Source organism: Tsuneonella sp. HG249, assembly GCF_053819205.1.
In genome coordinates this window covers 1-11,635 of record NZ_JBSOQY010000006.1, presented here as the reverse complement: position 1 = coordinate 11,635, position 11,635 = coordinate 1, and the positions used below count along the sequence as shown (strand labels likewise).

Below are 11,635 nucleotides of genomic sequence, written 5' to 3'. Positions count from 1 at the left end.
GGCGCAAATGGCATAGCTGGGGATACGAAGACGAGGTCATTTCCCAGGCTGAGGTCAAGGAAATGGCCGTTCGCGTTGGCAAACGCCTGGGCATTGATGAGCCGGTGGTCTTGTCTGATCCAACGCTCGAGGAAATCGAGTTGAGGGAATCGCGGATCTCCATCCCTGCTTCCTTGTCGTCTTTTTGTAATTCAGACAAATGGGATCGCGTTTCTCATTCCTACGGCAAGAGCTTCAAGGACCTGACGCGCATTTTTCGGCGAGATTTTACCAATCCGCCTGATGTGATTGCCTATCCTCGCAACGAGGCCGAGGTTGCCGCAGTTTTGGATTGGTGCGGTGATAATGGCTATGCGGCAATTCCATATGGCGGCGGATCAAGTGTCACGGACGGCTTTACTGCCCCGGAGGATTGCGACGGTTCGGTAATTATCGATTTGGGGAACATGAACCAGGTGCTGGAGGTTGACCCGGTCTCCCGCTGCGCACTTATCCAGGCAGGTACGCTTGGGCCTTCGCTTGAAGATCAGCTAAAGCCGCACGGCCTCACATTGAGACATATTCCGCAATCCTGGGAGTTTTCATCGCTTGGCGGCTGGATTGCGACGCGTTCTTCGGGCCACTATGCTACCCACCTTACCCATATTGACGATATGGTGCAGAGCCTCAGGGTCGTAACGCCGCGCGGAACGATAGAAAATCGCAGATTGCCGGGATCAGGTGCCGGCCCGGATCCCGACCGCCTCTTTATCGGTTCTGAAGGCTCGCTCGGGATTATCACACAGGCATGGATGAAGCTTCAGGGGCGAGTGGTCTTCCGGGCGAATGCGACCATCACCTTTGACACGTTCTATCAAGGTGCCGCAGCCATTCGGCAGATCACACAGGCAGGCCTGTTTCCTGCGAATTGTCGTTATCTGGACGCGCAAGATGCCCAGTTTTATGGCGCTGGTGATGGCACAAAATCTGTGCTGCTGCTTGGCTTTGAATCTGCGGATCATCCCGTGGATGTCTGGCTGGAGCGCGGCGTTGAAATTTGCCAGGACCACGGCGGTGAAGTCGTGACCAAGACCGGATCGGGCGGCGATGCCTTGAAGTCAAGCCGCAGCGGCGCGCAGGGGAATTGGCGCGAGCAATTCCGTTACCTGCCGCGATTGATGCATACGCGCGCTGCGATGGGCGTGGTCAGCTTTACCTTTGAAACGGCCTATACCTGGGACAAATTCGAAGCCGTGGACACGGAAATTATTCGCCGGGTCAGCGAGGCGCAAAAAGCGCTGACCGGCGGTGGCATTGTTTGCCGCAGATTCTCCTTCCTCTATCCCGATGGGCCGGCGCCCTATTATTCCGTCGTTGCGCCTTCCACGCACGAGACGAGCCTTGAACATTACCAGGCGCTTTCCGACGTGGCTTCTGATGCGATATCGGAGCTTGGCGCGACAATCACGCACCACCATGCGGTCGGACGCAGCTTCCGTCCGTGGTACGACAAGGAAGTGGACCCGCTTTTCCGGGATATGTTGGCTGGCGCAAAGAATGCTGTTGATCCAGATTGGATTATGAACCCGGGAATGCTTCTCGACCGTTCGAATCATCTCAAGATCGTCGGATAAGGGGAGCAGGTCGCACGCTATGATCGAACTGTTTTTCTGGCCTACTCCCAACGGATACAAGGCGACGATTGCTTTGGCGGAATTGGGATTGCTTGGCAAAGTTACGCCAATCAATATTCTGGCCGGTGAACAGTTCGATCCGGCATTTCTTAAGATCAGTCCAAACAACAAGGTTCCCGCCATCATCGATCACGATGGTCCAAATGGCGAGCCGGTTGCGATATTCGAATCTGGCGCCATATTGCTCTACCTGGCTGAAAAGACCGGAAAGCTTCTTCCCAAGTCTGAAGTGAAAAGGCTGGAAGCCCTGCAATGGCTTTTCTTCCAGGTGAGTAGCATGGGGCCGATGCTCGGGCAGGCACACCATTTTAGAACATACGCGCCCGAGAAGATCGAATATGCGGTAGACCGCTACACACAAGAGGCCGCTCGCCTTTACAAAGTGCTCGATAACCGGCTGGCGGATCATGAATATCTGGCGGACGAATTTTCGATAGCCGATATAGCTACGTTCACATGGGTCAGGCCCCGAAAAATGCAGGGCCAGGACCTTGAAGATTATCCAAATGTGAAACGTTGGTATGACCAGATCAAGGTTCGCCCGTCTGTCTCTGAGGGCCTGAGTGTTCTGTCCGACAAGATGAAATGGCAAGCTAAGCCCGGTTCCAAGGAATGGAAATCGATGTTCTCCGGCTCGGAGAAAAAGTCAGATTGATCGGTCGGGCTTGCAATGCCTGCAATGAATTGCCCGAGAATCGCCCCACCGACGAGTTCGGGATTGTGAAGCAGGCAAAGTTGCCGGTCACGGCGACATTGATGATTCATCGGCATTCGGACAGAAGCCCATGATTTCACATCATATTTTTGAACAGGATTTGCCGCGATGCCTTATATCAATGTCCAGTTTACCAAGGGCGCTACCAAGGAAGCCAAGCGAGAGATCGTAAAAGGTGTCACAGATTTAATGGTGGAGCACCTCGGTAAGAGGCCCGAGCACGTCCATGTCGTGATTCAAGAAGTTGAATTTGAAGATTGGGGGTTCGCCGGAAAACTCGTTGCGGAGCTGTCAGACTAACTGTACCTGATTGAAAATTGGACCCAATTGGGTGCTGTCAGACTTGCTACAGCTCGTCTCCGATTGACAGAGCCATGGCAAGGTCGCGCTGAGATTAGGCAGCAAGAAACTGCCACTCGCCAAAATCGGCCGTTACTCGCTAATCTAACTCAGCTTCACCAGCAGCAGCTACTGCGTTCGGTGTGCTCTTCCGTCCCCAGCTTAGATGGTAGGTTCCAGTGTTATGACCTGCACGGGATCGACGGTTTTGAAATCCCAAGACCAGGGGATGAAGACGATGCCGCTCGATTGCCGATTGTGTTAAAGATCGATCGAGTCCGCCGGCAGGAAGAATGGTGTCGCGGGCATCCCACCGGGAGCATGGCTATGGCGGACGTAACACTGAGCGCGACACCCAAAGGCAATGGTTTCCAGGCGACCGTGACCTATTCGAGCGGCGTGTCGATCAGTTCGGCGGAAGCCTTTCCGACGAAGGCCGAAGCCATTTCAGCAGCGGCCATGAAGGTACTCGACATGCCCGATCGGCTGGAGGAATTCGATGCGTCTAACGCCGAGGACTGATGCTGCAGGGAATGCTCGCGCGATACCTCCGGGAGCGACAATCCAGGACCCGAGCAAAAAGAAAGGAGGAAGCCCTGACGGACTTCCTCCTTGTGTGTGGCATCAGAATTCATCGCTCAGTTTCCCGGGCACTGTGTCGATGACCCGGTCCAGCATGGCCTTGGGCAGTGCGCCGTAATCGCCCTCATCGACCGCGATGTAACCTGCCTCACCATCGGTCAGGACATATTGGGTGAAGTAGCTGTGAAGGGACCGGGCATGAGCCTTGTCGAGTGCGGCAACGAAAGCTGCCTGATCTGCCTGGAATGAACCCTGCGCGATATTCAGTGAAGCGTACATGATCTTTCCTCCTGATGTTCGATGCGTCGCATCAGGAGCTGCGAGGATGTGGGTGACGGGCCGGGTCAGGGACCGCGCATAGCGCGGCCGCGAAGCGGCGATGGGGGAAACGATTTTTGCCGGGCTTGCCCGGTAAAAATGGTGGGGCCCCGTCGTCCTTGACGCGGCCCCAAAGCCCGCATCACACTTGGTCTTTCTGCGAGAGAGACCCCTCCAACGTCAGCGTGAAAAGCACTGGCATCGCGGCAAAAACCGTTTTCCTACATGGCCCCATGCTGGCACTGTCGCGCGTGGAGGGGACCAACGGCCAGCGAAAGGACAATCTGATGGCCAGGTCCAAACCGAGCGCGCGTAATGCGCTCAAGAAGCTGCGCGAGCAGCGCGAAGAACTCGACGCACAGGAGGCCAGGCTCCGCGAGGAAGCGGCAGGCGAACTGGGCAAGGTTCTTCTCGAATGCGGTGCCGAGACTATCGAACCTGCGCAATTGAAGCAGCTCATCCGCGCATCTCTCACCATCGGGATCGACGATGCTCTCAAGCGGCTCTCCCCCGCCTGACACTTCAACTGCGGCGGGGTGTGGGCTCGATGCCCCGCCCCGCCGTCCAAGCAGCGAGCACAAAAAAGGCCCCGATGGCGCGAACCATCGGAGCCTTGTCATATGCGGGAGGAACTCAGTCCTCGTCGATGTCGGGCGCACCCTCATTGTTCGACGCCCGGCCTTTGGTGAGGAAGTCCACCTTGTCGGCGATGATCTCGCAGCCGTAGCGCTTGGTGCCGTCCTGGTCTTCCCACTGCGTATAGTGGATGCGCCCCTCGACCGTCACGAGCTGGCCCCTGGTGCAGTACTTGGCGACGTTCTGGCCGAGACCGTTGAAGCAGGTCACGCGGTGGAATTCGCTGTCCTTGGCGGTGTAGCCGTTTTCGTCCTTGTAGGTCTTGCCGTCCTTGCGGGCGGGACGGTCGGTGACGACCGAGATCGAGGTGATGCTGGTGCCGCCCTGGGTAGTGCGGGTTTCGGGGTCGCGAGCGATGCGGCCAACGAGGATAACGAGATTGGTCATGGTCTTTCTCCTGATCGAGCATTCCGGGTCCATCCCGGCTGCAAACCCGACTAGGAAGCGGCCACGGCGAAGCGCACCGAAGGGAAACCTCGATCTGGTTCGGGTGGTGCGGGCAGCCGGGCGCAGCCCGGCAACTCGGCCGGACCTGATCGGGGTTGCGCGTCTCGACGGGGATGCTTCAGGAAAGGTTTGCTTACAGGCCGGGTTGGTCCCGAGTGCATTGCACAGGCCAAGCCATGACTTTTCGTACTATCGGGATGCGACGTGCCCCCTGACTTCGCCTGCCTCGAAGGCGACCTCATATCTCGACTACGAAAGCTCCTCCCGAAGCCGACGAATGACGTCCTGAAAACGCGCCGCCAGCACCAGTCTCCACAGTGCCTAGCGGCATAGGCTCGTCCAGACGATGTCCGCGCAGCATCCAGTCTTGGGGGGTGATTAGGCGCCCCCAATCCGCAAAGGAAGGAATCGTACCCAAGTCCTCGCGGACGTGCTGCTCGCCTACAAGGCGAACGGGCACGACACGGCTGTCGGCGTTGACGATGGTAGAACCGAACAGCGTTTCGAGCATGAAGATGCCTTCGGCATGATGCCGAAGGGCCCGGTGCCGCGGATCAGCAAAGATCGTCTTCGACTGGTCAAACCATTGGTGGAGCGGCAGGTAATCTTCCACCACCCCTCCCCATTTCCGGACCGACGATAGGGCGTGATAGTAGCAATGAGCCATCGCACCTCTCCTAGAGATCAGTCGAATGGTCGTCGGTCGCCGTGTAACGCAGCTGGCAGTCCAGAACGAAACTCGGCGTAGCCACGTCGATGACCAGTTCGCCGCAGGCACCATCATTGATTTCCCATCCGGGATGATGGCGTTCGAGAGCAAGGTAAGTCAGTTGCTCGAGGGTGGAATTGAGGCTCTGGTCGCCGCCTTCTCCAGCACAGTCGATCGTCACTTCGGGACACGGAACACTCGCCCCGACGGCGTCAGAGAAGACGCATTCTTCGACTGCACCGCTGTCGCCGCACCCATCGAAACGGATTTCTACGCGGGCAATTTCGGCATTGCGCAGCGGGGCAATGATAGCTGCCTTGAGCCGTTGGATTTCACTTTGTGCCTGCGCCGCGCGCTCGGCCTGGCGGACAGCAAAATCCGCCATGATCGCCTGAAAATCAGTCATCAGATTTCTCCTGCAATGTGGGGGCAAGGACAGATCGTCTTGCCCACGAGAACAGGCGAATTCTTTCCTCTAAAGGGCTGCGCCAGCGCCGATGGCGCTGGCGCGATGCCGGACGCATCAGTCGGTATCCTGAGCCGCGCGCTTGGGAGAAGTTCCAAGCGGACCGCGGCGATCGACGACGGTAATCCGACGGGATTTGGCTTCGATGACGAGGCGCTCCAGGACCCCGTTTCCGGGAAAGGCGACGACATAACGGGGGTCGAGCGAGAGCATACGCTCGTTGCGCTTGAAGCCTGCGCGCGCGCCCAGGCGCATGTCGAGGGAGAAGCTGATTTGCGGGATGTTGCGTCGTTCCGCCCAAGAAGATGCCAGACGGTCAACGCCCTTGGTATCACCGCCGTGGACAAGAACCATGTCAGGAACCCGGTCGTGAACCTTGTCCAGAGTAGCCCAGACGTTGTTGGCGAAAGTGAGAGCGTCCTGCTCGTTTGGATGGCGTGTGCGGCCACCGGCAAAGATCACCGGCGTACCTTCTGGCATGGCGGCGCGGCGCTTGGCTTCGGACCGGGCTCGGACGAACTCGCGGCCCTCCACAAGCGCGGAAGTCAGCATGGCGCTGTGATTGAAGCGCGAACTCGACACGGGCTTCCACGAGGAGCCAAACTCGTTGAGATAGAGGCCAGCGGCCACTTCGCGCATCTCTTCGAGAGCGAGCATAGCCCCTTCGGCACACTGCGCACGCTCAACCTGGGTCTCGAGTTCATGGGTGTGAATTTCGGATCCATCTGCAGTGGCGACGAGCGCTCGGACTTCGTCGGTTGCGCGGTCGACGGCGGTCGATTTGCGGGTCGCGGAACGGTGGAAGATGTTGACGAACGCCCAGCCGAGGTCCTCGGCATCGGCCTCCAACGCAGTCCCCGTGACCATTGCAAAGAGATCGGACCAAACCGCTTCGAGAGTCTGGACGACCGCCTCGTGGACCGGAAAGTCATTGGTGGAAACAGGGGCAGGACCAATCGAAAAACCGGAAAGATCGAGGCCGGCAAGTTGGTCAGAAAATGATGAGTGCATGGGTATTGTCCTCCTGACTGGCGTGAGGCTGACGCTCCCGCTCATGGCTGCGCCAGCGAGAGCCCGTCAGGGCCAGCTTGAGGCAGTCTCCGCACCCGACAGGGGAAACCCGCTTGGGCAGGCTGGCGCGGGCAGGCCAACGGCCCACAGGGCCGGGCCAACTCGGGCCTGCGCAAGCCGGGTTGCGGCAGACTGGCGGCTGGCCCAGGGCCTTTCTCGCATGGCTTCAGGCCATGAGTGCAAAAGCAAGTTTCGTTAGGGAGGACAGGCACCTCGCCACGATCAAAGTGACTGGCGCATTCAGGCCACCCGTTTTGCGTAGACGCCCTCACCGTTCGACATGTGACCGAGGCAGACGAAGTCGCCGAACAACGCTTCAAAGCGCGAGGCGATCTGGGACAGCCAGCGCTGTGCTCTGGGCGATCTGGCCGTGCGCCAATCGGCATCCCAATAAGCGCCATCGTCACGCTCGACAATCCACACCGCAACCAGGCCGGCGTAAACCGACACGCCGAAATCTGCATAGGCATTGCGCATGAGGATGCGGTCTTCGCGGCCCCGCCAACCGTCGTGGGCGATCAGGGAAGGGAATACCTGCCCTGCGCGCTCGCGCAGATCTTCGCGGAGCCACTCATATTCGAAGTCCCAGTCGTCGTCGTCTTCAACTTCGAGCACGGTGAAGGCCACAACGGCCCCGCTGGGGCAACTGACTGATCGGCCCATGACACCCTCCTTCAGGCGGCCAATGCAGCGTCGGCAGACGCTTCGTCGGCATCATCGGCAGAGGCACGTCCTCCGAGTTTGAGCAGAAGCCTTGATGCTTCCTCCGCCTTTGCGGCAGCGGTGAGAATGGCACGGTCATCCTGCTTCAGGAGCTTGAGCCAGTGCTCGATATAGCTCGCATGGCTATCCAAGTGTGTGACTGGCAGACCGAGTTCAGCGCCAAGCATAGCGCTCGAAAGTTCGGCAATGAGTTCCTCGGCAGCGTAAGCTGCAGAACCAAAGCGATTCTTGAGATTACGGTCGAGGCGGCTGGCATGGCCGGTCCAATGCGACAGCTCGTGCGCGAGCGTCGCGTAATAGTGGTCGAAGCCCGAGAAGAGATGCGCGGGCGGCATTGTCACCCGGTCAGCTACCGGCTCATAATAGGCTTCGTCGCCCTGATGACGCAGGACGGCCGGAATATTGGCAAAGAATGAGTCGAGTTCAGCCTGACGGCCCTCGGGTTCCACCACCTCAAGCGTCGCGGCGGGATGGAAACGTTCCGGAAGACCTTCGACCTGATCGGCATTGAAAACCGGATAGGCCTTCAACACGCGACGACTTTCGTCAGTTTTTTCGCCGGTGTCGGGGGCTTCGACTTCCTTGGTGTAGCTCTTGTAGAATATGGCGATGGTGGATTTTTCGCCCTTGCGCACCTGTGCGCCCAGTTCTTTGGCCTGATTGTAGGTCATCCAGAACGGCGAGGCGTAACCGCACATATCGGCAACCATCCAGAGCCAGAATACATTCATGCCGCGATAAGGGACGCCGCACGCCCGCAATGGACGCGAGACTGGCACACCGCGCCATGGCTTGATCCACGGCTTCGTGCCGGACTCGAGGCGGGCGATGATTTCTTGGGTGATACGGGTCGCAGGCGACACTCCGCCGCTTTGTCCCTTGCGATAGGCCATGTTGGATCTCCTGAAATGGCCTGACGACAGTTCCGTCGGTCAGTGCCGGAGATCCCGGAGCCCCCTCCGCTCTCTTTCCATGAAGGAAGCGGCCCCCCGGCATGTGCCGGAGGACCGCTTCACGGTGGCGAGTAGCCGTTCCTGTCAGGAGGAGGTCAGGCGGCCAACTCGCTCGGGGGTTGATTGTCGTCGTTGGCGACGAAATCCGCGTTGGGACTTTGCGCTTCGTTATCGGCAGGAATTTCCGGCAGGTCGGCAAAGCGCATGACCTCGGGCACCCAGGCGAGGGCCCTTTCCCGAACTTCGACCTCGGTGATGTAGGTCCCCGCGAAGACGCGCTCGGCGCTCATCGCGAGATCGCCCTTTTTCACCGATGCGAAGCGCGAGGACAGTTCCAGGCCGCCGACATCGGTGAGCGCATCGAGGATGACCTGCTTCGAGACGCGGTCGAAGTAGTTTGCCGCGGTCGGACGCCACCATTGCGCCATATCGATGCCGATCGCGCTGCCCAGATGATCCTGGAACGCGATTTGGCGTTCGCCTGCCATGTTGAGGCTCGCCTCGAGCGTGCGAGCGACGACAAAGCCGAGCCATGCTGCGCGGCTTTCATCAGCGAGTGCCCGAAACATCTTGAAGCGCGACGAAGCGTCTTCGCCAGATCGCCAGCTCTCATCGAGACCAGAGCGCAGGTCCGCAAGGGATGCGCTTGCCGGCGCATCCTTCGCTTCGAACCCGACAATCGGACCCGCAGGGACGCCGCCACGCAGGGTCGTGGCCGCGCGTGACCGCCAGTCGTGGGTGTCGGCATCCGCGAGGGTGAAGACCATGATGTCGAGCGAAAGGCCGGGATCCGATGCCACGTGGAGCGCGAGCACGTCACGACGTTGCATCGCAAGTTCGTCGATCAGACGCTTGGAAAGCGCTGCACGGCGTTTGCCATCACTGTCGACACTGGCCACGACTTCGACGACATCATCGTCACCAACGACTTCGATATCGCGCTCGCCGTAGAACACCGGCTGGAGGACCGGTGTCCCGTCGCGCGAGAGAACGAGGATCATTCCGGCATTGGCCTTCAGTTCGGGCGCCAGCTCCGGGGGCTTTGCCCGAATGTCCTGGCATTCGCGCTCGATCGCTTCGATCGTCGCCTCGGCCGCAGCAATTGCTTCTTCTGCGCTGTCTTCATCCTCGAGAATGGCCGCATGATCGTCGTAGGAAGCATCGAGTTCGTCAAGGCGGGCCAGTTCGGCGTCAGTCAACGGAGCCGGCTCGGCCGGAAGGCGAATGAGGCCTTCCACAAGATCGTGACTGGCATAGGCGTCAAGCGTCGGCTTAACCCAGGCAAGGCCCTGCTCTGCTGCGAGCGCCTTGGCGCGTTTCTCCATCTCCTCCGAGGCGAGGGTTTCGAGAAGCGCGACATCAACCCAGGACTCGCTGTCATCGTCGTCGAATAGTTCGCGTTCGATCCGGCCACCTGCAGCGGTATATGCGTCGCGACCGACAAGACGGGCCCGAGCATCGCTACCGCGAACCGTGCCGGAGAGCACCATGCGCCGGATGCTGTCGGCGCTGGGCGCATAATAGCCCGAGGACGCCTGTTCATAGACGCGAGCCTGAATCTCCTGGTCGGAGGTCGCGCCGAAAGCTTTGGCGAGATCGAGAGTGATTTCACCGGATGCCAGAGCATCGAAGACGACAGGCGCAAGGGTCGCGAGACGCAGCCGGCCTTCGACGAAGCGGACCGTCAGTCCGAACCTGCGCGCGACATCTTCCGTCGAGGCGCCTGCCTCGATCAGGGCAGCGAACGCCTGCGCTTCGTCGGCGGGGTTCATCGCGAGGCGATGGAAGTTCTCGGCCAGGCTCGTTTCGACTGCGATTTCCGCATCGTCCTCAAGCACGAGGCAGGTAACCTCGTAGCCCTTCGGCAGGACTCTCTCTTCGGCAAGCGCCAGCAAGGCGCAGCGGCGGCGCTCTCCGGCTTCGACCTCGAATTTGCCACGAGCCGCAGGCCGAACGATGAGGTTCTGCAACAACCCATGGGCTGCAATGCTCGCTTTCAGTTCGGCATCTGCGGCTGGGTCACCGTGGCGGCGCACATTGCGAGGGGACTGGACCAACTTGGACAGGGAGATCGACTTGATCATGGGACATACTCCTGATTGCGAGCCCAGGCATCGACCTTCGATGCTCGTTCGGCTCAAACAGAAGCAAGCCCCCCTTCCCTCTCAATGACTGCTGGTGGGCCGGTAGCGGACTGTCAGTTTTTCGCATCGAAGGCGCTGAAGCAGACTTGCCACGCGCCCGCCCGATGAATCGGCATTACCCAATCCATATCAAGCTTCCGCATCTGCCCATCAAGCAGGCAAGCGCCACCTTTTCCACCTAGCCCTCGCTGTAGAGATCAGTCGAAGCCGTTCAACGACGTTCTCTCCCCGGGAAAACACACTTGGCAAACTCCGCTTTCCGCATAGCCAGTGCTGGCGAAATCAGCACGGTCAGTTGCGACGAGACGCGAGATACCATAGGGGGGTATGGTATGGCACATTTGTCGAAGAACCGTACTGCGCTGGTCAACCGCGTCCGCCGCATTGCCGGCCAGGTCGCTGCACTCGAGCGCTCCATTGCCGAGGAGGCGGATTGCAGTCGTACCCTGCAGCTCGTCGCGGCGACCCGCGGGGCCATGTCCGGGCTTATGGAGGAACTCGTCGCAGACCATGTTCGCGAACATGTCGCTCGGGCCGATGTCGCTCCAGACGTTCGCGCCGAAGCCGCCGAAGAGCTCATCGCAATCATTAGCCGCTACGCGAAATAGGTTTTGATGATGCAGGATTCCCGCGCCGATCCGCTGGTGCACGATCACGTCTTTCTTGGCACCGCGCACGACGAAAACGCCCGCCGGACATTGCTCGTGGTGGCGCTGACGGCGGTGATGATGGTCGGGGAGATCATCGCCGGCACCATCTACGGATCGATGGCGCTGCTGGCGGACGGCTTCCACATGGCCACCCACGCCGGCGCCCTGGCGATCGCGGTCGGCGCCTATGCCTTTGCCAAGCGCAATGC

General features: G+C 59.7%; 15 protein-coding genes. 7 read left to right on the top strand and 8 right to left on the bottom strand.

The genetic code is table 11. The features are described from left to right. From ACWPM1_RS14705 to ACWPM1_RS14690, 4 genes are all read left to right on the top strand, one after another. Positions 1-1,613, top strand: a 1,613-nt coding sequence (locus tag ACWPM1_RS14705) for an FAD-binding oxidoreductase (protein WP_455695645.1), incomplete at its 5' end; no start/stop codon positions are given. A gap of 19 nt (positions 1,614-1,632) precedes the next feature. Then, on the top strand, positions 1,633-2,328 hold the full coding sequence (locus tag ACWPM1_RS14700) for a glutathione binding-like protein (RefSeq protein WP_054588525.1): 696 nt from the start codon (positions 1,633-1,635) through the stop codon (positions 2,326-2,328). A gap of 168 nt (positions 2,329-2,496) precedes the next feature. Then, the gene (locus tag ACWPM1_RS14695) at positions 2,497-2,688 is read left to right on the top strand and encodes a tautomerase family protein (protein WP_054588526.1); all 192 of its coding nucleotides are present in this window, start codon (positions 2,497-2,499) and stop codon (positions 2,686-2,688) included. Positions 2,689-3,054: 366 nt separating this feature from the next. Next, positions 3,055-3,249, top strand: a complete 195-nt coding sequence (locus ACWPM1_RS14690) for a hypothetical protein (protein ID WP_054729007.1) — start codon at positions 3,055-3,057, stop codon at positions 3,247-3,249. A gap of 102 nt (positions 3,250-3,351) precedes the next feature. On the opposite strand, the gene ACWPM1_RS14685 is transcribed toward ACWPM1_RS14690, so the two are convergent. Continuing rightward, positions 3,352-3,588, bottom strand: a complete 237-nt coding sequence (locus ACWPM1_RS14685; protein ID WP_013832744.1) for a hypothetical protein — start codon at positions 3,586-3,588, stop codon at positions 3,352-3,354. 326 nt (positions 3,589-3,914) lie between these two features. Between ACWPM1_RS14685 and ACWPM1_RS14680 the strand changes: the two genes are divergently transcribed. Then, positions 3,915-4,145, top strand: coding sequence for a DUF6437 family protein (locus ACWPM1_RS14680; protein WP_038577042.1), 231 nt, complete (start codon positions 3,915-3,917; stop codon positions 4,143-4,145). A 115-nt stretch (positions 4,146-4,260) separates the two neighbouring features. Here ACWPM1_RS14680 and ACWPM1_RS14675 read toward each other — a convergent pair whose 3' ends face one another. The 7 genes from ACWPM1_RS14675 to ACWPM1_RS14645 form a co-directional block, all read right to left on the bottom strand. After that, the gene (locus ACWPM1_RS14675) at positions 4,261-4,650 is read right to left on the bottom strand and encodes a single-stranded DNA-binding protein (RefSeq protein ID WP_098108513.1); all 390 of its coding nucleotides are present in this window, start codon (positions 4,648-4,650) and stop codon (positions 4,261-4,263) included. A 298-nt stretch (positions 4,651-4,948) separates the two neighbouring features. Continuing rightward, complete coding sequence (locus ACWPM1_RS14670; RefSeq protein WP_098108453.1) at positions 4,949-5,377, bottom strand: DUF6915 family protein; 429 nt, start codon at positions 5,375-5,377, stop codon at positions 4,949-4,951. Between the two features lie 10 nt (positions 5,378-5,387). Continuing rightward, complete coding sequence (locus tag ACWPM1_RS14665; RefSeq protein ID WP_098108454.1) at positions 5,388-5,825, bottom strand: DUF6878 family protein; 438 nt, start codon at positions 5,823-5,825, stop codon at positions 5,388-5,390. Positions 5,826-5,942: 117 nt separating this feature from the next. After that, positions 5,943-6,896, bottom strand: coding sequence for a DUF2493 domain-containing protein (locus tag ACWPM1_RS14660; RefSeq protein WP_098108455.1), 954 nt, complete (start codon positions 6,894-6,896; stop codon positions 5,943-5,945). 300 nt (positions 6,897-7,196) lie between these two features. After that, positions 7,197-7,619 (bottom strand): hypothetical protein, encoded by a 423-nt coding sequence (locus ACWPM1_RS14655; protein WP_098108456.1) that lies wholly within the window; start codon positions 7,617-7,619, stop codon positions 7,197-7,199. Between the two features lie 11 nt (positions 7,620-7,630). Next, positions 7,631-8,572: an ArdC family protein gene (locus tag ACWPM1_RS14650; RefSeq protein WP_098108457.1), complete on the bottom strand. Its 942-nt coding sequence runs from the start codon at positions 8,570-8,572 to the stop codon at positions 7,631-7,633. A gap of 155 nt (positions 8,573-8,727) precedes the next feature. Continuing rightward, on the bottom strand, positions 8,728-10,716 hold the full coding sequence (locus ACWPM1_RS14645) for a ParB/RepB/Spo0J family partition protein (RefSeq protein ID WP_455695644.1): 1,989 nt from the start codon (positions 10,714-10,716) through the stop codon (positions 8,728-8,730). Between the two features lie 392 nt (positions 10,717-11,108). Between ACWPM1_RS14645 and ACWPM1_RS14640 the strand changes: the two genes are divergently transcribed. After that, on the top strand, positions 11,109-11,384 hold the full coding sequence (locus tag ACWPM1_RS14640) for a metal/formaldehyde-sensitive transcriptional repressor (RefSeq protein ID WP_455695643.1): 276 nt from the start codon (positions 11,109-11,111) through the stop codon (positions 11,382-11,384). Positions 11,385-11,390: 6 nt separating this feature from the next. Next, the coding region (locus tag ACWPM1_RS14635) for a cation transporter (RefSeq protein ID WP_455695642.1) at positions 11,391-11,635 on the top strand (245 nt) is incomplete at its 3' end.